Consider the following 21,854-nt stretch of genomic DNA (forward strand, 5'->3'; position numbering starts at 1 on the left):
CTCATAGACGCTTCTTCTCAGTTTGAGTTCGCGTCCTCTATGTGTCCACCGAGGAATAGTTGCCCGACGCGCGGATCTGCCAGCAGCTTGGTTGCCTCGTCATGCATGCGCGTTTGTCCGAGTTCGAGCACCAGACCATAGTCTGACATTGCGAGTGCCGATTTGGCGTTTTGTTCGACCATCAAGATGGTCACGCCTTGGTCCCGAAGGCGCTGCAGTGTCCCAAACACTTCCTGCACGAGCTTCGGCGAAAGACCGATCGAAGGCTCGTCAATCAGGATCAGCTTAGGATCCAGCAACAGCGAACGCGCGACTTCCAACTGTTTTTGCTGGCCGCCGGACAATTCGATCGCTTTGCGATTGCGAAACTCACGGAGCATCGGGAACTGGTCCATAACCACTTCGATCCGATCCCGGATTTTGGTCTGGTCCTTCGCCGTAACGCCGCCAAGCTCAAGATTGTGATAAACCGACAGCTGAGGCACCACGTTTCGGCCCTGCGGAACGTAGGTCACGCCGTGGTAGATCATCTGCCGCGGTGACTGCCGCGTAACGTCCTTCCCATCAAGCAGGATCTGGCCCTTGCTGATGTTGAGAAGCCCAAATATCGCCTTGAAGGCAGTGGATTTGCCGGCGCCGTTCGGCCCGATCACCGTTGTGATCGTTCCCTTTGGGATTTTGAACGAGACTCCGTTCAAGATCGTCATTTTGCCGTAGCCACCATGGATATCCTGGAGTTCTAGCACGGTCAGCCTCCCAGATATGCGTCGATGACAGTTTGGTTCGCGCGGATTTCAGCTGGTGTGCCTTCCGCGATGATCGCACCTTCTGCGAGGACGACGATCCTGGTGCACAGGCTCATCACGAACTCCATATTGTGCTCGATCACCACGAATGTGGTCCCATGTTCCGCGTTGTAGGCGATCAGCCTCTCTTTAAGGTGCGCCAACATCGTCAGGTTGACGCCGCCCGCGGGCTCATCGAGCAGCACAAGATCAGGTCCGGCCATAAAGGCCATCGCGACGTCCACCAGCTTCTGCTGGCCAAAGGACAGCGAACCGGCCGGAGTGTCGCGCAGATGGGTGAGACGGAAGAACTCGATCATCTGGTCCGCTGCTGCGGTCAGACCTGCGTCCGGAGGGCCGAACAAGCGGGACGTCAGTGTCCCTTTATGCTCTTGCCCAGCCACGATGATGTTCTCCAGCACGGTCATTTGCGGGAAAACGGACAATTGCTGGAAGGTGCGGCCGACGCCCAAGCGATTTAGCTTGCTCGCCCGCATACCCGTGACGGGAGTTCCCTTGACCTCCACCGTGCCGTTATCAGGTGGCAGTTGGCCGAGAATGCTGTTGAACAGCGTCGACTTTCCGGAGCCGTTGGGGCCAATCAGACCAAGAATTTCGCCCTGATGTACGTCGAAGGAGACGTCACGCACGGCATGAATGCCGCCAAAACTCTTGGAGATGTTCCGGATTGAGAGGATGGGCGCGGTCATTTCAGTGTCGGCTCCTGCTTCACATCAGCGCGAATTTGAGCCTTGCCGAAAAGACGGTTTCGCAAGAGGTCCCAGACCCCGATTAGTCCCTTTGGCGTGAACACCAGCATCAGGATAACGAGGGCGGCGTAGATGATCAGGTAATAGCCTTCGGTGAAGCGCAGCATTTCAGGCAGGAGGATAACGACGCCTGCACCGAGGAATGGGCCAAAGAAGAAGCCTGCACCTCCGACTACGACCATCAGCAGGATCCGGAAGGAGTGAGCAACTGCAAACGATCCGGGCTCGATGAACTGAACCAGGGGAGTTACCAGCGCGCCAGCCAGCCCGCCATATGCGGAACCAATCGCGAAAGCGAGAAGCGTGATGCGGCGTGTATCGACGCCAAGGCTCTCCGCCCGGATCGGGTTCTCACGCAACGCCTTGAATGCGCGGCCCCATGGTGAGCGAACGATCCACCACATGATCGCCGCTGCAACGATAGTGATTGCCAAAGTGAAATAATAGAAATTGTGCTGCTTCATCGTGGAGAAGAAGCCGAAATCAGGCCGGGGCATGCCGACCAGACCGTAATTGCCGCCGGTGAGCCAATCCTCATTGCGCAGCACGAGAAAAACCAGAGTGTTGAAGGCCAGGGTGACGAAGGCAAGGAAATGCCCCTTCACACGTAGCGCCGGATAGCCCAGCACAAGGCCGATCACGAAGCAAAGAAGAAGCGCTGGCACCAGCGCCGCCATCCAGTGCCACCCTGCAAGGGTCAGAAGGGCGGTCGTGTAAGCGCCGATCGCCATGAAGGAGGCTTGGGCGAGCGAGATCTGTCCAGCATAGCCGAGGGTCAGGTTGAGCCCCATCGAGGCAATCGAGAAGATCAGCCACGAGGTCAGGACATAGGTGATGTAATTGCCCTGTCCGATCGGCGCGACGATTGCTGCCAGCAGAAGAAGAGCGATCAGGAAGGGTCGCAGCAGAGAGCGCATCAGACGGCCCTCCCCTCAGAGGTGCCCATGATGCCCTGCGGACGCAGGAGAATAATCACGATCAGCAAGATAAGCGGTAACGCAGCGCGATACTCGGCGGTGATGTAAGTAGCGACGAAATTATCGAGCACACCTATGAGCAACCCACCCACCAAAGCGCCGCGGATCTGGTTGAAACCGCCGACAATAGCCGCAATGAAAGCGACGAGGCCCAAGGTCTCGCCGTTGGAGAATTTGGCGAGGTAGACCGGCGTGATCAGGAATGAAGCAAGGGCTGCCAGCGCCGCATTGATCAAAAACGCATACATGATCATGCGTTTGACATCGACGCCGAGGATCTCGGCAACGGCCGGGTTTTGAGCCGCAGCCTGCATCGACCGACCTGTGCGGGTGCGGTTCAGGAAGAGCGTCAGGAGAATGACGACGCCGAGTGAAATCACCAGGTTCAGCAGGTCTTGCATCGAGACCACTGCACCGAACACATGGATCGGGTCGGTCGGGAACAGCGGCGGGAACGGTTGGGCTTCAGCACCATAGAACTCCTTGACGCTTTCTCGCAGGAGGATGCCAAGCGCCATCGTGGCGATGATCAGCGAGATGCCGCCCGACGGCAGGATCGGTTCGACAATCAGCTTTTTGAACACGAAGCCAAGAACGACGATCGACGCCAGAAGGGCAAAGCCCACAGCCAGAGCAAGCGGGAAACCCAGCACATGCATGCCGACCAGCACGAAGAAGGCCGGGACCATCACGAACTCGCCTTGGGCAAAGTTCACGGTTTGGGCGGCTTGCCAGACAAGGGTGAAACCGATTGCGACGAGCGCGTAGATCGATCCGGTAGCGAGACCGGACAGCAGAACTTGCAGGAACTGCGACATAAGAATTCCTTCAGGCAGGGGCGGCCACCCGAAGGCGGCCGCGACTGCATCGAAAAGGGATTAATTGGCCGGGACTGTACCGATGACCACAGGTGCGCCGTCCTTGACCTGAACCATGAAGCTCGGGCGCGACATCTCGCCTGTCTCATCCCAGCAAGTGTCGAGCAGCATGCGTGGATATTCGGCGACAGGGAGGCACAGGTTCTTCATCGCGTCAGCGAACTTTGCGCCGTCGAACTCGCCGACCTTTTCGGTGACATACTTCGTGGCCCAAGCACCGATATAGCCCTTGATCGCATCATGGGTCGGGTTGCGCTTGAACTGTGCAACGAACTTTTCGTTGAACTCGGCAATGCCAGGGATCTCGGTTGCCGTTGCAGTCACTCCGACATGCGCGATAGCGTTTTCAGCGGCACCGCCAGCAAGCTCGATGACCTTAGCCTCAGTGAGCGTCACTTCGCCGACGAGCGGCATTGAAAGTCCCTGCTTTTTAGCTTCGATCAGGAAACGAGCTGCTTCTTCCTGGTTCATGTAGACGAACACGGCGTCTGCGCCCGAATCCTTCAGCTTCGCGACGTCGGATGCATAATCGGTCGCGCCCTGCTCCGAGGGAACGTCAGCGATGACTTCAATGCCGATCTTTTCCATCTCAGCGGCGAAGACGTCGCGACCACCCTTGCCGAATTCGTTGTTCACCCAGGCGATGCCAACCTTCTGCGCTTTGAGCGTATCGGTGAAGTAGGGAACCAAAGCAGGAACGCCCTTTTGTGCGCCGGAGGAGGTGCGGAAGACGAACGGGTTGCCCTTCTGGACGATGGTGGGAGCTTCCGAACCTACGAATTGCGGGATCTCGCTCTGCTGGGCGACCAGCATGTTGACGAGGGTCGAGCCGGAATAGATGGTGCCCAGGATGGCGAAAGCGCCGTCGTCAATGGCTTTCTGCACCATTGCGCGCGAGACCTGCGGGTCGGTCTGCGTGTCGTACTCCGGCAGTTCTACCTGCTTACCGAGAATACCTCCGTCGGCATTGATTTCCTCGATAGCGATCTTGATGCCATCGCGCCAATTGGTGCCTGCCGGCGCGCCGGCGCCAGAAAGTTCCGCTACCATCGCAATCTTGGCGACGTCCTGAGCCTGAACTGAAGACACACCCATAAGCAGCGCCGTGCTAAGCGCCAGAAGAATTTTTCGGTTCATTCCACCCTCCCTCAATACCGGGGCCCAACCGGCGCCGTCCCCCTATGCGCCGCCGCGGCATCAAAATGCTTCGAGGAGACTAAGACTGGTGGATGTCGCACATTCCCCGGGGGCAAGGCAAGATAATCTCATGGGGTAAGCGGAGTGGGTGCACAAAGGAGGATATTCGCTTCAAGGCTTAAGGACGACCTTTATGCAGCCGTCTTTTTTGTCACGGAATGTCTTGTAGAATTCAGGGCCTTCTTCGAGTGTTCCGCGGTGGGTGATCACGAACGATGGGTCAATCTCTTCATCGAGAATGCGCTGCATGAGGAGAGGCAGGTAGCGCTGGACCGGGGTCTGGGCCATGCGGAAGGTCAGGCCGCGATTGACGGCAGAACCCATCGGGATCTTGTCGAGAAAGCCGCCATAGACGCCGACGATTGAAACGGTGCCGAAATTGCGCGTGCACTGGATCGCCTGGCGAAGAACATGCGGCCTATCGGTCGCCATGTATGTAGCGACCTTTATACGGTCGATAATCGAGTCAAAGCTTGCCGCGGCATGCGCTTCGCTGCCGACGGCATCAATAGAGGCGTCGACACCACGGCCGTCGGTCATCTCACGGAGCTTTTCGTAGATGTCCTCATCCATGAAATCCAGCGTCTCTGCGCCTGCGGCCCGAGCCATCGCTAAACGCTCGGGCACTGTATCGATCGCTATGACACGGTGGGCACCGAGGATGAACGCGCTTTTGATTGCCATCTGCCCGACTGGCCCGCATCCCCAGACCGCAAGCGTGTCTTCGGGCTGAATGTTGCAGAACTCCGCAGCCATGTATCCGGTCGGAAAGATATCGGAGAGGAACAGGGCCTGTTCGTCGGATAGCCCGTCCGGAACCTTGATTGGGCCGACATCTGCAAAGGGCACGCGCAGGTATTCAGCTTGCCCGCCGGAATAACCACCCAAAAGATGCGAGTAGCCGAAAAGTCCTGCGGGAGAGTAGCCCCACATCTTCTCCGCTTTTTCCTTGTCCGGGTTCGACCTCTCGCAAGCGGAATAATACCCGCGCTTGCAGAAGAAACATTGACCGCATGAGATGGTGAACGGGACAACCACCCGATCGCCGACTTTCAAGTCACCTGCATCAGGGCCTACTTCGACGACTTCGCCCATGGTCTCATGCCCGACAATGTCACCAGAGTGCATGTCCGGAATTGCGCCGTCATAAATGTGAAGGTCCGACCCGCAGATCGCGCAAGCTGTTACTTTGATGATCGCGTCACGCGGATGCTCGATTCTGGGATCGGGGACGCTTTCGCAGCGTATGTCGCTTTTCCCGTGCCAGGTGAGAGCTTTCATTGCAGTCTCCGATGGCTAAGTCTGAAAGGAAGAAAATGGGCGCCTGCACTGGCAGACGCCCACGGGGATCAAATGCGTCCAGGCAGAGGCTTGTCGCCTGGCGGGTTTTCGGATCGATCACTGCCAGTTTGTGTTGGTTCGGAACCTGGATCGGTCTGCGTGCTTCCCAGCGCGTCATGCGCGGCTTGCGAAAGCTCCTCGCCTGCAGCTTTTGCTACTTTTGAGATCCGCTCGGTTACCGGCTCACCTGATTTGGTCAGGCCCTGCCGGTGTGCCTCGTCTTTGGCTGCGGAGTAAGCGTCACCAGCCACCTCTTTTGCACGTTCGACACCTTCCGTCAGAACCCGCTCAGCTTGTTCTTTAGCTGAACGTGCTGCTGCCCCAAGATAACGTTCCTCGGTACGTGATGCGGGGACCATGGCTCCGAGTGCGGCTCCAACGGCTACCCCAATCGCGCCGATAATAAGGGGCTCTCGTTCAAGCGTTTCAGAGAACGTATCTCTTGCCCTCAGACCTGCCTGGCTCGCCGAGTGGTGGAGTGAGCTCGCACCTGAATGGAGCTGATCGCGCATGTCATGCATGGTCTCGCGTGCATATTGGCCAGCTTGGCTCGCAGCGCCCCCAACGGTTGAGGCGGTACGTGACGCAGCATCGCCTGCGCTTGCGAGGCCAGAACCAACGGAAGACGCCAACGATGAGGCGTCGTCCTCCGAGCCGTCGTCACCGCCTGACTCCGCGTAGTTGCGAGCTGACCCGGCGTGCAGGGACGTCGCCATGGTGTGGGCCGGCCGACTGTGCGTTGTACCGGAACCGGACATCAGCCAGGCGACACCACCGCCTATCAATGCGAGTGCAAGCGGATTGTCTCGCACCTGATCCTTCAGATTGGTGAGGAAGCGCTGCGCATCTCCTTCCTTGAAGTAACCAAGTGCCTCGTCCATCAACTGCCCCGGAGACATCTTGTCTCGTAATTGGCGCGTCGTTTCGCTGATCTCGGCGCGAACCTGTTCGGCTTCGCGCCCAAGTTCGGAGGGGGATCGATCCGTCATGGTGTCTGCTCCCGTGCGAGTTGTCCGTCCTTGCGAAGCTGCGCCGCCGTACGGCTTGGCGTAAGCTCGGATGGGGACATATTGGATGTGCCACGTTTGACCAGAATGGCTCCGATCACGGCCACGATGATGCCGACGATGAGAGCGGCCCACCCTGCTCTCAAGCCAGCTTCAACGAGCCCTGCGATCAACGCCTGAAGAAGTACGATCAACGCTGCCAGAAGAAGCATCGCTCCGGCGGCGATTTCCATGACGCCGCTCCCCGCCCGGCTGGCATTTTCCTTGAGCTCGCTGCGCAAAAGCTGGCCTTCTGTGCGCACGAGGGTCGAAAGCTGCTCGACCAGGTCGGTTACAAGGCTTGGGATCGTCTTGGGATCGCGATCAACGCTCATGACGGATCCTCCTGGGTGCGATCGGCAAAATTTCTGCTCGCGCTTGAGGTGTCGTGAGCGCTGGAGGAACGGCTACTCCCCGAAGTTGCCGTCGATGCCACCCGGCCGAGTGCGAAACCCGCCAGAATCGAACCGGCGACAAACCCCAAAGGATTTTCGCGACCAAACCTCCGGACGGCATCCAGCATCTCACCAGACGATTTGCCATCAATTGAGCGAGACAGAGTCTCCAGGCCGGAGGCCGCATGTGAGACCAGTTCCGCAGCGGGCCCGGTCTTGTTCCGCGATAGTTCATCGCTGGCCGCTCGCAATGCGCCCGCAAAGCCCTCCAGGTGGGAGGTGGCGGCACCTTTCGCCCGCTCAGCTTGCTCGGCTGCCGTGCGCGCGGCTTCTTCTTTCAAAGTTGCAGCCTCATGGGCAACCGCATCCCGAGCTCCGGATGCCATTTGCCCAAGCGAGGAACGCTGGGAGGTCGATTGCTCACCGGATGCGCCCGGTTGTTGCGGTGTGCCGGCGGTTGACGCACCTGGCGTTGCTGTAGGTGAGGTCGATGTGTCTGGTGTGCGCTCATTCGGGTTCATGGTGCGCTCCTGATGAAAAGCCCGCAATGCGGGCTGCCAAGGACTAAGCTGCAAGCTGTTTTCCGCATCCGAACATGCAATATTGCGCGATGTTCCTCGCTCGCAGTGCTTGAGAAAGAAAAAGGACCGGGCTGCCGGTCGTTCTATAGGCGCGTGCTCTCCGCGCTTTGCTTCGTCCAGAGATGCTTCCTGCCGGACAAGGTGCTGGATGGCGATTTCGCCCATATTATCTTCCAGCCACGCCGCCATGGCTTCTTCTTCCGCGCAGATTTCTTCGCACACTCGAGCCGTTTCCATGTCCCCGTCAGCCTCGGCCGCGGCGACAAGAATGCGGTAGGAAGCAATCTCCATATGCTCGAACGTGTAGCTGGCTAGGACGCCTTTAACGACCTCGTCGCCTGCAAATACGCCGCTAAGATTTTGCATCATCGCCGTGAATTTCATCGCATGTCCTTGATACCGGACGATGAAGCTCCCCGTCGTTCGATGCAGGATTCAAGCCGTGCCCGCTGGCGCTTCGTCTCCTCAAGATGCTGTTCGATGCGCGCTTTGAGGGACGGATAGTTCTCAATGCGCATTGCCGGGCCATTGAGCATTGTTTCCGCCTGCTCCTCCATGGCGTGCGCGTCACGAAGCCATTGGTCGACCCGGTCTTTGATGTCGGTCATGTCGTTCTCCTGGGTTGAGAGTTCGGGCTCCCCAACCGGCTCTGTGGCGACATGTTCCCTTGTCTACACCAATGTCATCGTCACGCATCCCAGAGGAACATTTGCAGTGGAAACGCTGTTCGGCCTGCAAAACAGAAGCCCGGAAGCAGTCCCACATTTTCCACTTCCAGTGCATTTGCAGGTTGTCCGAAAGGTCAGAACCGGATGAATTCCACTCCCGAGACGATGCCGCAGACTGTTCAAATACCGCCCGGGTCGGACGTAAGAAAGCAGCTGATGCAACTCGCGCCCCATCGCCTCGCCATTGAGAACATCAGCGCGGAGATCGACGGTGGAAGGTTCCCGGCCAAGGCGACTATCGGACAGAGATTCCGAATTGAAGTCGACATCTTCAGCGATGGACACGACGCACTTGGCGCGGTTGCGCGCGTTTGCCCGGCCGACACGTCGAAATGGCATGAGATCAGGATGCTCTTTGACGACAACGACAGGTGGGTCGGCGAGGTAAATTTCAATCAGATCGGTTTTTGGGACCTCACAATCGGCGCTTGGCGCGATCTTTTCGCGACGTGGCGGGCAGACACCATGAAGAAGTTGGCGGCGGGTCAGGCCGTCTCACTTGAGATCGTCGAAGGTCGTCAGTTGGTGGAGGCAGCTGCGCAGCAGTCAGGGCGAGACGAGCTGCAGAGCCTGCTCGCCTCGTTGCAGGACCGATCTCCAAGCGATTTGGAGCAGGAAGAGACGCAAATTGCTCTGCTTCTGTCGGAACAGACCCTCGATATCATGCAAAGGTTCGGCGTTCGGACCAACCTCACCATCTATCCGAGGACGATAAGGGTATGGGTGGATCGTGAACTTGCCGGTTTCAGTGCCTGGTATGAGTTGATGCCCCGCTCTCAGACCCGCGATCCCGAGCGCCATGGCACCTTTGACGATGTCATAGCTCGACTGCCTTACGTCCGGGACCTCGGCTTTGACGTTCTCTACTTCCCGCCAATTCATCCGATAGGTCGTACGAACCGCAAGGGTCGCAATAACAGCCTCGTCGCGCAGCCGGGTGATCCGGGAAGTCCTTATGCAATCGGATCGGAGGATGGTGGGCATGACGCAGTCCATCCGCAACTCGGCACCCTCTCAGACTTCAAGCGGCTGGTGGACGCGGCGGCCGATCAGGGGATGGAGATCGCGTTGGACTTTGCGATCCAGTGCTCACCTGATCATCCCTGGATCCGCGAGCATCCGGAATGGTTCGACTGGCGCCCGGACGGCACGATCAAGTTCGCGGAGAACCCGCCGAAAAAGTACGAGGATATCGTCAACGTCCATTTCTATAGGGATGCCATTCCGGGGGTCTGGCTCGCCCTTCGGGACGTCGTCCTTTTCTGGATCGAACAGGGGGTGAAGATTTTCCGGGTCGATAATCCCCACACAAAGCCCTTCCCTTTCTGGGAGTGGCTGATCAGTGACATTCGGGCCAGACACCCTGACGCGATCTTTCTTGCAGAGGCGTTCACACGCCCAAAAGTCATGGCTCGGCTGGCGAAGCTGGGCTTCACCCAGTCCTATTCTTATTTCACCTGGCGCAACACCAAGGCGGAACTGGAAGAGTATCTCGGCGAACTGACGCAAGGGCCGAACCGGCAGACCATGAGGCCGAACTTCTTCGTCAATACGCCCGACATCAACCCAAGGTTCTTGCAACAAAGCGGCCGCGCTGGTTTCCGCACTCGGCTTGTCCTCGCAGCGACACTTGCGGGAAACTACGGGGTTTATAATGGCTTTGAGATTTGTGAGGCCCGCGCCGTACCTGGAAAGGAAGAATATCTCGACTCGGAGAAGTATCAAATCCGGGTCTGGGACATGGATGAGCCCGGGCATATCAAGGACGACATTGCCTTGATCAACCGTTTGCGACGGGAGCACCCGGCACTAAGGGCGTATGAGTCCCTGCGGTTCTATAACGCTTGGAACGACGAGATCCTTTATTACGGCAAGAGTGATCCGGCTGCGTCGAGCTTTCTTCTCTTCCACGTCAATCTGGACCCCCATAACGCGCAGGAAACCGAGTTTGAAGTCCCCTTGTGGGAGTTCGGACTGAAAGACACCGATGCAATCGAGGTGGAGGACCTTCTGCGCGGCAACCGTTTCGAGTGGCGGGGGAAGCTTCACCGTCTGCGTCTGGATCCCGAAGAGCGACCGTACGCAATCTGGCGATTGTTTCCGCCGGAGGGCAGCGGCCGATGAAGCACTTCACCCAGCGCAGCACTCGACGGCGTATCGATATCATCGATCGAACAGATCGCGAGTGGTACAAGGACGCCATCATCTATCAGCTCCACGTCAAGGCGTTCCAGGATTCGAACGGGGACGGGATTGGTGACTTCGCCGGGCTCATGGAGCGGCTCGACCATATTCAGCAGCTCGGTGCGACTGCGATCTGGATGCTGCCATTCTACCCCTCCCCTCTGCGCGATGACGGCTATGACATTGCAGAGTTCAAGGCGGTCAATCCGTCATACGGAAAGCTGGCCGACTTCCGAGCCCTGGTGAACGAGGCGCATCGCCGTGGACTACGGGTCATCACGGAACTCGTCATCAATCACACGTCCGATCAGCATCCCTGGTTTCAGCGCGCGCGCCACTCCAAGCCAGGATCTGCCGCCAGAGATTTCTACGTTTGGAGCGATACGGATACGAAATTCCCGGAAACCCGGATCATCTTCCTCGACACAGAAAAATCCAACTGGACCTGGGATCCGGTGGCGGGTGCTTTCTACTGGCACCGCTTCTATTCGCATCAGCCGGACCTCAACTTCGACAATCCGCGAGTGTTACGCGAAGTCTTGCGGGTGATGCACTTTTGGCTGGACATGGGGGTAGACGGACTGCGCCTCGATGCAATTCCCTATCTGGTTGAACGAGAAGGGACGAATGCCGAGAACCTGCCCGAAACCCACGCCATCCTGAAGCAGATCCGTGCCGAACTGAACGCTCATTACCCTGATCGCATGCTGCTGGCTGAGGCTAACCAGTGGCCGGAAGACACGCGACCCTATTTCGGTGAAGGGGATGAGTGCCAGATGGGTTTCCACTTCCCCTTGATGCCGCGCATGTACATGGCGGTGGCACAGGAAGATCGCCACCCGATCACCGACATCATCCGCCAGACGCCCGAGATTCCACCCAACTGCCAGTGGGGCATTTTTCTTCGCAACCACGATGAACTCACTCTGGAAATGGTAACGGATAGTGAGCGCGACTATCTCTGGCAAACCTATGCCGAAGACAGCCGAGCGCGGATAAATCTCGGGATACGCCGCAGGCTCGCGCCGCTGATGCAGAACGATCGGCGTAAGATCGAGTTGATGAACTCGCTTCTTCTGTCGATGCCGGGAACGCCGATCATCTATTACGGCGATGAGATCGGCATGGGAGATAATTACTATCTGGGCGATCGAGACGGTGTTCGCACACCCATGCAATGGTCCTCAGACCGCAATGCGGGCTTCTCACGATCTGACCCGCAGCGCCTCTATCTGCCGCTCGTAATGGACGCGACCTATGGCTATCAGGCGATCAACGTTGAAAGCCAGGACCGGGATCGCTCCTCGCTGCTCAACTGGATGCGGCGCATCGTTTCCGTGCGCAAAAATCACCAGGCATTTGGCCGCGGATCCATGATCCTCCTCTACCCTCGCAACCGCAAGATTCTGGCCTATGTCCGGGAATATGAAGGCGAGAGGATCTTGTGCGTCGCCAACCTCTCCGCAGCTGCCCAGGCCGTCGAACTGGACCTGGCGCAATGGAAAGGCGCTGTCCCAATCGAATTGGCGGGACGCTCCCCGTTTCCACCAATTGGCACCCTCCCCTACCTGATCACTCTCGCCGGCTACGGTTTTTATTGGTTCTTGCTGGCAGAGGAGACGGCTGCACCGCAATGGCATGTCGAGATGCCGGACGTACTTCCGGAATTTGTCACGCTGACAACCCGTGATCAACGAATTGAGACGGCGCTTTCAGGTCGCGATCAGCGGCACTTCGATCAAGAGATACTACCCGAATTTCTGCGACTGCAACGTTGGTTCGCTGGGAAGGATCAGCAACTTGGACAGGTTACGTTGCAACCACTCGTTTCGCTCAGCAACGGGCAGTATGTGCTGAGCGTGATTGATGCGCAAACTCAGGACGGTGATCAGCGCTACCTCATGCCTTTGTCAGCGCGGTGGGGCGAGGAGAGTGTCCGCTTCGGAGCGCCAAAGCTGTCATACACGATTGCCAAGCTACGACGTGGCTCTACCGTCGGTGCTCTTCTCGACGGCTCGTATGATGAGAATTTGGCCGCAACATTGCTCGATCATTTGCGACGCGGAGGCTCGCTTAATACCAGCGGTGGGGGGCTCATCACTTTCCAGCCATCAGAACGCCTGGCATCCGTGGCTGTGACAGAGGCGCCGCGCCTGCTTGGTGTTGAGCAGAGCAATGTGTCGGTGGCATTCGGCGACCAGATCATCTTGAAAATCTATCGTCGTCTACGCAGTGGCGTTCAGCCCGATGTCGAGATGTCTAGCTTTTTGACGCAGAGCGCCAATTTCCAGCATACGCCTGCCTTTCTCGGGTCGGTTGAATACCAATCCGCCGATGAAGAGGTCACAACGCTGGCGGTCGCCTTCGAGTTTGTCCGAAATCAGGGTGATGCGTGGAGTGCAGTGACCGAAGCGTTGCGCCGTGAAGTGGACGAGTTCGCACACGAGGATTCTTTGGAAGAGGCAGCAGGGAACGGCGAGACTGCGACATTCCAGTTCCCCCTATCAATTGGAGCCCTTCTCGGACAACGGACAGCCGAATTTCACTCAGCTCTCGCGACCGAGACGCAAGACGCTGCGTTCTCTGCCGAAATGATCACGGATGACGACCTGAAAGAATGGGTTGCGGAGGTTTCCGACGATGTCCGCGCTACGCTTGGTCGCCTCAGGACTGGCCTGTCTGACGGTAGTATTCACTCAGAAACCGCTGCGACTGACCTTCTCGATCGCGAAGATGAACTCTTGGCGTTGATAGGCCAAGCATTGAGATATCCGGTTGAAGGTCTGAAGACCCGGATTCATGGTGATTTTCATCTTGGCCAAATTCTCGTGGCAAAGGGCGATCTGATCATCATTGATTTTGAGGGTGAGCCCAACCGGTCCCTTGAGGCGCGGCGCAGTAAGTTCTCCCCGCTGCGAGACGTAGCGGGCATGTTACGCTCGTTTGCCTACGCTGCATCAGCGGTGGAACGAACGCTGGAGGTGAGCTCAGGTCCGCGCGAAGAGACAATTCGGGCAAGGCTCAATCATTGGCTAAGCCTCGCCTCGACTGACTTCCTGAACGCTTACTTGTCCCATGGAGCGAATGATGGGACACCAGCTCGGCATCAGCTTGCTCTTCTCGATCTTTTTGTCGTTCAGAAGGCGATTTACGAGATACGCTACGAGCTTGCCAACCGGCCCAGCTGGGCAGAGATCCCCATAAGAGGGCTTCTGCAAATGCTGGACCGATCTTCTGATCTGGCCGAGGAGTGATGCCCTAAGGATTTATCATGTTGCGTACATCCGCCAGACCACGAATGGCATTACGGTTGCCTGTTCCCGCGGCGGCTTCGAAGACGCGTCGCGCATCGCCTAACCGGTTGAGTTTCATATAGGCGTATCCGCGTATCACCATTAGATCGACCCGCTCTGGTGCGATCTGGGCGCGTTGGTCGAGTGCGACCAGCGCCTCGACATACCGCCCGCGCTCAAACGCGCCGAGCGCTCGTTCGGCCAATATGCTTGTCTGCAGTTCGGAAGCCCGCGCCTGAGACTGGGGCGCGCGCGTTGCTGCTACGGCGGCGTCATTAACCAGGCCGGCCCGCAAATATGCAAGGCTTTGACCGTACGCTGCATCGCGTTGGACCTGTCCACTTCCACTGCGAAGCGCGACTTCGAAGGCCTTGGCCGCTTCGATTGGGCGATTGACGTCCAGCAAGCACCAGCCTCGGTTGAGAGCGGCGGAAGGCTGAAGGCTTTCAGGGTGGACGTGGTTGGTGCAGCCTCGGCGCGGTGCAGATGCCGCAGGTTTTGCAGCGGGCGCACGAACCGGTCGGGTCGTCTCCGGTCTGGCGGTCGGCATTGGTGCAACAGCCACCTGATCTGTGCGCATGCTGGTCGCGGGTGCAGGTTCGGTCGGCGCGATGCCAACGAGTTGAATTCGTTCGGACCGCCCTTCCCAAGCCTTCTTGATCTGCGCCAATTCCGCGAGTTCGCCGAATAGATGGTGGGTTAAAGCCAAACCGTACGCGGATGGCTCGTCTTGCGGATCCCAGCCGAGCGCGGTGATGAACCAAGCCTTTGCCGTCGCATGTTGTTCAAATGCGCGCGAGTACCAGCCAAGTTGACGGGCGCCTTCCACGTGTTTCGACGCAGCGACTTCAGCCACGATCCGATCGAGGACCTCGCTCGACAAGAGCGGCCTTGGCTCGACGCCAAGAAGGTTGGCCGCGGCTGCCAGATAGACTATCCGCGTATTGTCGCTGTCGCCTCGCCAGCGATGCATCAAGTCTTCTGCATCCGCATAAGCTTCGCGTTCAATCAGCGCTAGAGCAAGGCCCTCCGCAGCATCGGCTGATGGCTCTTCATCGAGAGCCATCCGGAACCATTTTTCAGCGACCGTGTGGTCCTTGCGCTGCAGGTAATACCAGCCGAGAAGGCGTGCATCTGACGGGAGCTTTTCAGCTTCCGCAGTTTCTTCGACGCGCTTCAGTTCTTCACGAGGAACTGCGACCTCGGCATCCTTGCTGCCGCGCGCAACGGCATCACGTGCCAGATCGTTGCGGATGGCAGCGAACTCACCAACGCCCTGGTCGTCTTTCCGCTCAAGGCGGAGCAGATCCGCGATGAGAGGCGCGGACAGCAATTGCGACGCGTTCTGCATCGTTGCGACGCGCTCATTTGTGTCATCGCAATTGGTCAGAATGTACTTGTACGCGTCGTAGCCCCGCTGCTCGCGGTCCGTATGAACGAAAGCCTCTGCCACACGCCAAAGGACGTCGACCTCGCTACAGGTGAGAAGCTGCGGGTTGTCCGTAGCTACCGAAATGACGGTACCATACTGATCGAGCTCAGAGGAGTTGATCAGGCGTTCTCTCGCTTCTGCGAGAGCCAGCCGGTCGAGGAGATCTCCAGGCGGGCGCCAATCCTGATCGGCTGCCTGCCGCTCGGCAATTTTCTGACGTACCTCTCCTAGTTTGCCTTCGGAATAGAGCTGCCAGAATTCTTCGAGAGAATCGTCCGTCTGTGTAGGTGTTGCGAGAGGATCGGCCGGCGGCGTCCAGTCGGGATAAAGCGCCTTCAGACGCGCAATTTCGATCTCAAGCCGCCGCGTGTCTCCTTGGCGAGCAAAGTATCGGAGGGCGGATTCGTCCACCTCTGCCGGCGCAGGCTCAGCCTTGGTCTCGCTCGGCGAAGCACTTTCCTCGGACACCACTTGTGCGAGGAGCTGCACAGCATCACTGCTTGAGTAGCTGTCGTCTGCAGTCGTGCCGGTGACTTCCAGCGAGATACCCGGTGATGGCGCGTCCCAGTACTGACGGCCTTGATCCAGGCAGTATGCAGCAAGCAGGAGTGAAACGCCTGCAGCGCCGATGGTAGCGGACTTAGCCGAGATCAGAGGCATTCGGGCCGGTCCTCCCTGATGTGCGAGAGCGCGAGCAGTTGCAGGGTTGATGGATAGTACAGCGAAGGTTGAAAATTCTGCAACGCAGCTGGAATTTTGGCACCATCGACGACGCAACTCGCAAGCGCGGGAATTATCCGGTAGCCCGCGTCGTTAAGTGAATCGATGACCTTCCCATTGACCGTATCGACGATGATGAGTTCGCCGTTGCTTCCGGTCATGCCATCGCGTAGCCGCCGTAACAGCTCCTTGTCGTCATCAAGAGCCCGCATCAGGTATAGCGGGATACGCAACGCATTATACCCGAATGTTGCCGGGAAGCCCTGCGCCGTCTTCGGCGCGTTTGCGAGTGAAAGCCATTCAGGTGGCAAGGCGCGCTCGCCAAGCTGAGATTTACGGATGAGACGCTTTCCGCTTTCCGCCAGCCGCTGCCAATTGGTGTGTGGTGCCAGGCTTGCGAAGTATGGGAAAGCTTCGAACACCCAGTACGAAAGGTTCACGACCGGTCCATCGGGACGGTCCTTAGCTCCAAAGCCGGTCACACCAGGAAGAAGCAACAATTCGCCATGATGCTCGAGAACGGACGTTCTCCCGATGGCCTTCGCGATGATCTGGGCCTTGCGAATAAAACGCGTCTCATTCCAGGCGGTACCTGCACGGGCGAGAGCATAGGCAATCAGGATGTCACCATCAGAGGCGTTGTTGAGATCAGTGATATGCGGAACCGCTGACGGGTCCCATCGCCACGCCGAGAGGTTGTCGTCACGCAGCAGAAATTCGCGCTCCGTGAATGACCATATCCGTTCAAAGTCAGCGCGATTGCCCGCCAGGTACGCGAGGAGCAACCCATATCCTTGTCCCTCACTGTGTGAGATGTTGTGGTTGCCGTCGTCGATCACGCGACCTTCACTGGATATGAAGCGTTTCGAATAATCGGCCCACTCGCGAGCCGAAATTTGAGCGGAAGCGTTTGAAGAGGCCATGCCCGCAATCAGCAAGAACGCGAAAAGAATTGCCCGGATCAACGCCGCCTCCCAATTCTTGAGAGGAGCGATGAGGTGGCGATGCCAAGCAAGATACATGCGAAGATCAGCAGGACAGAGTACGATAGAATATTGGTCGATAGCCAGTTCGCGATGATCAGGCGGAAATTATTCAAGGTAAGGGGCCGGGTCAGCACAAGGCTCTGCTCTTTAGCTGGCAACGCGTTGATGGTTTGCTCGTCGCTGTCCAATGTGGCAAGTCGCCCAGACAGGCGAGACCAGTTGGGCAGGTTGGTGATTGCACTGACCCCATCAGTAAGCATCATGGCGTCAGGTGCTGTGAAGAGGGTCCAAACACCGTTACCGGCCGGGTTTACCCCTTGTGCGACCAGTAGCTGTGCCGGTTGGGAGGGCACGAAAGGCTTCTCTGAGCCAGGTGCGAACCTTAGCTGGCTGAGGCTTAGTTCAAACTTTCGCTCGAACCATTGGCCAATATTGTCCAACCAGGCGCCCTGCCCGATTCGCTGCCGCCACAATTCCGCGTCTGCTTGCGTTGCATCACCTTCAACCGGGACACCACCGTGAGAGGCGACCCAGAAGGTCCGGGCTTCCTCCGACAGTTTGACCTGTGAAAACACTGGCGCCGGAATCGCGTTCACGGAACTGATGAATATGGCGTCCTGATCGCGCAGAGCATCGGGAGAGTTGGTCAAGGTGACCGGGACTGAGCGTCCCGCGCTCAGTGCAACGCGCGCCATGAGATCTGCGGCGACGGAGAGCGTCGCGGCGTCATTCCGCTCTAGATATATCGGCAAAGGCTCGGTCAGCCGCGTATACGGGAAGCCGGTGCCGCCGAGCGCAGCAAGGTTCGGATGCTGGCCGATACGGGCGAAGTCTGGGATCACGAAACGCGAGGAATTGAAGATCGCCAGACGCGGAGTTTCATCCGACAATCCTACCGCAGTACATGCCTCGTCCTCAGCCGTTTGCAGATTTGCCACGATCGTGACTTCGTTGAGGCCCGGTTTGAAATGCCGCATGGTCATGCGCAGAGGCAGCTGCTCGAGGATAGCGCCCCGCTGATCGTTCAGCGGCATTGAGACCGCAATCGAGCCGTTCACATAAACGTTGATCAGGCTCCCCGGCAGGACGTTAGCGGCATAGCCTGCGTCCAGTAGAATCTGGGCCTCTCCATAGGAGTCCGCATAGAAGTCGGACGGTACTGCGAATTGGAAGCTGGTGCTGAAACTGCGCCCAGAAAAGCTCTCCGAGCGAATCCCCAGCTCCCGGAACGTCAGTTCGCGGCCGCCTAAAACCATAGGCGCGTTCGGAAGGTGCCACGCTTCCGTAATCACCGTGTCGCGCCTTGTTCCGGCAGCTCGGTCTATCGGCGCAAGAACCTCATCGAGCGCGCTGAGCCATTCGGAACGATTGCGTCCGCTCACGACGAATGTAGGCACGCTGGACTGCCCTTCCGCGAAGGCGGCAACGGGTCCGGTTGAGCTCGAAGGAAGGCGGACGCCCAGCGCTTCAATTTCGTCATGCGTTCCGAAAAACACACGCAAGCTTGCGTCTTCCTGTTCAGGGGAAGGTGCGGAGTCGATAACAAAGTCGAGATCCGGCAGGGGCAGATGCAGTGCGATTGCCTGAGCCAGCCGAAGAACGTCTGCGCTGATATCGCTTTGAGACATGCCGGGTGCGACAATCGCGATTGTCGCGCGGCCTGTGCCGTCTGCGGAGATCGTACGCAGATCCTCGACAGTCGTCAGTTTTGCTGCGGAGGGATCGCTCGAGCTTATGAAGGTCTGTGCTGCGTTGATGGCGCTCCACAATTCATAGGTCGATTCGATTGTGCAGTCGGTTCGATGGCGCTGACGTGCTCGCAGCGAGATATCGTTGCGTCCAGCGCGCAGAAGACCTGCAGGGATGTCGACCTGTATGTTCGCCACCCCATCTGCGGAGCGGACCGGCGTATCGATCACCGCGGAATCATTGATCAGCAACTGGAGGCGTGATGCTTCTGGCGCGACAACGATGGCGTTGCTGTAGGCGAGTTGCAGTCGCATGGGCGCTTCGGCTTGCGCCTTGGTCAGGTTCAGTGCCCAGCCTTTGGAGGCGGTCTCACCCCGCAGCATCACATCTCCTGCAGGCAGGAGCCTGCGACGGAATTCGGCTTGTTGCGGCTGATCTGGAGATGCCAACGGTGATGGTTGCAGCTCGCGCGGTGCTGCGGGCTTTTCTCCCTCTGACTGAAGCGGACGCTCCGGAGACATGTCGAAAGGTGTGGGCTGGGCATGAAGCGAAGTCGTCGACGCCAGCGCAAGAAACAATGAAAGCGTATATCGGTTCATGACTTTGCCCCGTTTTGCTGGGGTGCAGCCTGGCGATCATTGCCGCGAAGATAGCGGATCAGATAGGTAATCCCACGCGAGGTCTGGTAGAAGGCTAGCTGGAGGAACCAGATCGTCCCGCCGACCACGCCTGGATTGCGCCGCCGTGCGGCTTGGAATTGCGACCATTGTTCCGGATTTGCAAATACCAGGTCGGCAACGTAGCGATGGTGGTCGGCTGCGGTGCGCATGTACTGGCAGCCCAGAACGAAGGTATCACCTTCCTTGATCTGGTTGCGCACGACTATTGGAAGCATACCGCTGGCGTCCCCGGAGAGGAGCTGGAAGCGAATAGCCGACTCTCCTTGCGCAACGAACTTTTCGGTGTCGGCAGCGTAGACGCGCACACGCGCCCCATTCACGGATACATCCTCGATCGTGGCAGGAAGCCAGCTGTCTCCATGCCCGAACTCGCAACGGCGGTTTACCTTGATACGCCTCGTGCTGGTCCACTCCCTGCGCTCGGAAACTACTCCAAGGGCGCAGCCCGCCAAGATCAGGTTGAGCAGATTCCAGGTGCCGACGACGAGAGTGACATCTGCCTTCCAAGGTTCACTGTAGATGCGCCATATGGACACTCCTGCTGCAACCAAAAGGACTGCGAAGATGAGGAAGAAAGGCCGGCTGAGTTCGGAGAGCCTGCTTGTCGAAATGGACTCGTCTTTCGCGGTCACCTTGAAGGTCGGTTTGCGCGGGTTGATCATAACGGAAATGACTGCAGGCAGCAGATGCACTGACTGGATGTACTCATACAGTTCCGAGATCCATGGCCAGCGGAACCGTCCATAGAGATAGTTCTGCATCATGAGGTTTACCGTCATGTAACTGAGTGTGTAGGCGAAGAATTCGCCACCCGAAGCGGTAAAGATCTGCAAATCGAGGAAGATGTAGAACAGCGGCGCGAACAGGAAAATGATGCGCGGAAATGGAAACAGCCAGAACAGCGTTGATGACATGTAGCAAACGCGCTGCGGTATGGTCAGACCGCGCTTCAGCAATGGAAAGCGGAAGCGCAGGATCTGCATCATGCCTTGGGCCCAGCGGCTTCGCTGGCCAATAAAGCTCGCGAATGACGCAGGTTGCAGACCTGCGATCAGCGGCTTGTCGACATAGACGCTGTTCCAGCCCCGGGAGTGCAGTTCGACTGCAGTCTCGCAGTCCTCCGTGATCGAGACGCCGGAAAAGCCATTCGACTCCGTGAGAGCAGCGCGGCTCAAAACGGCAGCTGAGCCGCAGAAGAATGATGCGTTCCATTTGTCCAGCCCGCGCTGGATGACGCCATAGAACATCTCGTTCTCTGACGGCATCTTCTCGAACGTGCGCAAATTGCGCTCGACCGGGTCGGGGTTCAGGAAGAAATGCGGTGTCTGGACGAGGAAGAGCTTAGGGTCTTCCTTGAAGTAGCCCACTGTCTCCTGCAGGAAGCTGCGCGTTGGTGCGTGGTCGGCGTCAAATACAGCGATCAGGTCGCCGTCTGAGTGCGCCAAACCGTTGTTGAGATTTCCGGCCTTTGCGTGCTCATTGCGTTCGCGGGTCAGATAATTGACGCCAAGATCAGCGCATAGCTGCTGTAGCTCAACATGGCGCTTCTGAGCGGCTTGTGCGGTGGGAATATCGTCGGAGTTGCGCTTTTGAACCGTGCCGCCATCATCGAGTAGCCATACAGTTACCAGATCAGCCGGATAATCCATTGCCTTGGCAGCTGCCATGGTGTCGGCCAGGAGAGACGAGTTTTCATCATAGCTTGGAATGAAGACGTCAACGCGCGGCAAATCTTCTTGCGCCACTGGTCGTGCTTCACGCGAAGGCAGTGGCTTGGCAACGATGAACAAGCTGAGGAACAGCATGAAGACGCTGTACATCTCGGCGAGGTAAAGAAGCAGGCCGGGGATGAAGTTCTCGAGCTGGCTCACCGGCGGAATTGTGCTCGTCGTGCGCCAATACACGTAGCGCATCACGAGCGCGGTGCCGAGGGCAAGAGCGATTAGCCGCCAGGTGCCCCCAAGGCGCAGCAATTTCATCGTGATCATGATGGCGAGAACGATGCCGCCGAGAACGAGATGGGTTTGAAGGTTGATGGGAAGCGAGACGATAAATATCGTCCCTGCTGCCAGAATCGCCCACACCAACCCTACGAAAACTTTACCCATCCAATTACCTCAGAGTGCTTTTTTGGCGTCACGCGGAACGTCTCCGAGTCACGACATGAGACAA

14 protein-coding genes and 1 pseudogene are annotated in these 21,854 nt (G+C 58.0%); 2 read left to right on the top strand and 13 right to left on the bottom strand.

Annotated features, from left to right (window positions below; all coding sequences use genetic code 11):
- Window positions 1–17: 17 nt before the first annotated feature.
- The 9 genes and pseudogenes from IOD40_RS13090 to IOD40_RS20085 all read right to left on the bottom strand — a co-directional run.
- A complete protein-coding gene (locus IOD40_RS13090; RefSeq protein WP_198477001.1) occupies window positions 18–746 on the bottom strand; it encodes an ABC transporter ATP-binding protein in 729 nt (242 codons plus the stop codon).
- 2 nt (window positions 747–748) lie between these two features.
- Window positions 749–1,495, bottom strand: coding sequence for an ABC transporter ATP-binding protein (locus IOD40_RS13095; RefSeq protein WP_198477002.1), 747 nt, complete (start codon window positions 1,493–1,495; stop codon window positions 749–751).
- Window positions 1,492–2,472, bottom strand: a complete 981-nt coding sequence (locus tag IOD40_RS13100) for a branched-chain amino acid ABC transporter permease (RefSeq protein ID WP_198477003.1) — start codon at window positions 2,470–2,472, stop codon at window positions 1,492–1,494. The genes IOD40_RS13095 and IOD40_RS13100 overlap by 4 nt, the downstream gene beginning before the upstream one ends.
- A complete protein-coding gene (locus IOD40_RS13105; protein ID WP_198477004.1) occupies window positions 2,472–3,350 on the bottom strand; it encodes a branched-chain amino acid ABC transporter permease in 879 nt (292 codons plus the stop codon). Before IOD40_RS13105 ends, IOD40_RS13100 begins: the two co-directional genes overlap by 1 nt.
- Before the next feature lie 60 nt (window positions 3,351–3,410).
- Window positions 3,411–4,547: an ABC transporter substrate-binding protein gene (locus IOD40_RS13110; protein ID WP_198477005.1), complete on the bottom strand. Its 1,137-nt coding sequence runs from the start codon at window positions 4,545–4,547 to the stop codon at window positions 3,411–3,413.
- Window positions 4,548–4,718: 171 nt separating this feature from the next.
- Window positions 4,719–5,888, bottom strand: coding sequence for a zinc-dependent alcohol dehydrogenase (locus IOD40_RS13115; protein ID WP_198477006.1), 1,170 nt, complete (start codon window positions 5,886–5,888; stop codon window positions 4,719–4,721).
- Window positions 5,889–5,956: 68 nt separating this feature from the next.
- The gene (locus tag IOD40_RS13120; RefSeq protein WP_198477007.1) at window positions 5,957–6,937 is read right to left on the bottom strand and encodes a DUF3618 domain-containing protein; all 981 of its coding nucleotides are present in this window, start codon (window positions 6,935–6,937) and stop codon (window positions 5,957–5,959) included.
- A complete protein-coding gene (locus tag IOD40_RS13125; RefSeq protein WP_198477008.1) occupies window positions 6,934–7,329 on the bottom strand; it encodes a phage holin family protein in 396 nt (131 codons plus the stop codon). Before IOD40_RS13125 ends, IOD40_RS13120 begins: the two co-directional genes overlap by 4 nt.
- Before the next feature lie 767 nt (window positions 7,330–8,096).
- Window positions 8,097–8,578: pseudogene (locus IOD40_RS20085) on the bottom strand (YciE/YciF ferroxidase family protein); the annotation flags it as partial.
- Between the two features lie 276 nt (window positions 8,579–8,854).
- Here IOD40_RS20085 and IOD40_RS13135 point away from each other — a divergent pair.
- A complete protein-coding gene (locus tag IOD40_RS13135; protein ID WP_233713976.1) occupies window positions 8,855–10,822 on the top strand; it encodes an alpha-1,4-glucan--maltose-1-phosphate maltosyltransferase in 1,968 nt (655 codons plus the stop codon).
- Window positions 10,819–14,136: a maltose alpha-D-glucosyltransferase gene (gene treS, locus IOD40_RS13140; RefSeq protein WP_210336905.1), complete on the top strand. Its 3,318-nt coding sequence runs from the start codon at window positions 10,819–10,821 to the stop codon at window positions 14,134–14,136. The genes IOD40_RS13135 and treS overlap by 4 nt, the downstream gene beginning before the upstream one ends.
- A gap of 4 nt (window positions 14,137–14,140) precedes the next feature.
- Here the strand turns inward: treS and IOD40_RS13145 are convergent, their stop codons facing one another.
- Genes IOD40_RS13145 through bcsA form a run of 4 tightly spaced genes read right to left on the bottom strand, consistent with a single transcriptional unit; the run spans window position 14,141 to window position 21,790 of the window.
- Window positions 14,141–16,267 (bottom strand): tetratricopeptide repeat protein, encoded by a 2,127-nt coding sequence (locus IOD40_RS13145; protein ID WP_198477010.1) that lies wholly within the window; start codon window positions 16,265–16,267, stop codon window positions 14,141–14,143.
- Entirely contained in the window at window positions 16,258–17,349 is a 1,092-nt protein-coding gene (locus tag IOD40_RS13150; RefSeq protein ID WP_407649205.1) for a glycosyl hydrolase family 8, read from the bottom strand. The genes IOD40_RS13145 and IOD40_RS13150 overlap by 10 nt, the downstream gene beginning before the upstream one ends.
- Window positions 17,289–19,601: a cellulose biosynthesis cyclic di-GMP-binding regulatory protein BcsB gene (locus tag IOD40_RS13155; protein WP_198477014.1), complete on the bottom strand. Its 2,313-nt coding sequence runs from the start codon at window positions 19,599–19,601 to the stop codon at window positions 17,289–17,291. The genes IOD40_RS13150 and IOD40_RS13155 overlap by 61 nt, the downstream gene beginning before the upstream one ends.
- On the bottom strand, window positions 19,598–21,790 hold the full coding sequence (gene bcsA, locus IOD40_RS13160; RefSeq protein WP_198477015.1) for a UDP-forming cellulose synthase catalytic subunit: 2,193 nt from the start codon (window positions 21,788–21,790) through the stop codon (window positions 19,598–19,600). Before bcsA ends, IOD40_RS13155 begins: the two co-directional genes overlap by 4 nt.
- Window positions 21,791–21,854 lie beyond the last annotated feature (64 nt).

Origin of the sequence: Aquamicrobium zhengzhouense (assembly GCF_016124105.1) — a bacterium.
Classification (GTDB): Bacteria; Pseudomonadota; Alphaproteobacteria; order Rhizobiales; family Rhizobiaceae; genus Aerobium; species Aerobium zhengzhouense.

Excerpts from the sequence above, each read along its gene's own strand:
- IOD40_RS13095 (WP_198477002.1), bottom strand. The coding sequence starts at position 1,495 with ATGACCGCGCCCATCCTCTCAATCCGGAACATCTCCAAGAGTTTTGGC.
- IOD40_RS13100 (WP_198477003.1), bottom strand. The coding sequence starts at position 2,472 with ATGCGCTCTCTGCTGCGACCCTTCCTGATCGCTCTTCTTCTGCTGGCA.
- IOD40_RS13105 (WP_198477004.1), bottom strand. The coding sequence starts at position 3,350 with ATGTCGCAGTTCCTGCAAGTTCTGCTGTCCGGTCTCGCTACCGGATCG.
- IOD40_RS13110 (WP_198477005.1), bottom strand. The coding sequence starts at position 4,547 with ATGAACCGAAAAATTCTTCTGGCGCTTAGCACGGCGCTGCTTATGGGT.
- IOD40_RS13115 (WP_198477006.1), bottom strand. The coding sequence starts at position 5,888 with ATGAAAGCTCTCACCTGGCACGGGAAAAGCGACATACGCTGCGAAAGC.
- IOD40_RS13120 (WP_198477007.1), bottom strand. The coding sequence starts at position 6,937 with ATGACGGATCGATCCCCCTCCGAACTTGGGCGCGAAGCCGAACAGGTT.
- IOD40_RS13125 (WP_198477008.1), bottom strand. The coding sequence starts at position 7,329 with ATGAGCGTTGATCGCGATCCCAAGACGATCCCAAGCCTTGTAACCGAC.
- IOD40_RS13135 (WP_233713976.1), top strand. The coding sequence starts at position 8,855 with ATGCAACTCGCGCCCCATCGCCTCGCCATTGAGAACATCAGCGCGGAG.
- treS (WP_210336905.1), top strand. The coding sequence starts at position 10,819 with ATGAAGCACTTCACCCAGCGCAGCACTCGACGGCGTATCGATATCATC.
- IOD40_RS13145 (WP_198477010.1), bottom strand. The coding sequence starts at position 16,267 with ATGCCTCTGATCTCGGCTAAGTCCGCTACCATCGGCGCTGCAGGCGTT.
- IOD40_RS13150 (WP_407649205.1), bottom strand. The coding sequence starts at position 17,349 with ATGTATCTTGCTTGGCATCGCCACCTCATCGCTCCTCTCAAGAATTGG.
- IOD40_RS13155 (WP_198477014.1), bottom strand. The coding sequence starts at position 19,601 with ATGAACCGATATACGCTTTCATTGTTTCTTGCGCTGGCGTCGACGACT.
- bcsA (WP_198477015.1), bottom strand. The coding sequence starts at position 21,790 with ATGGGTAAAGTTTTCGTAGGGTTGGTGTGGGCGATTCTGGCAGCAGGG.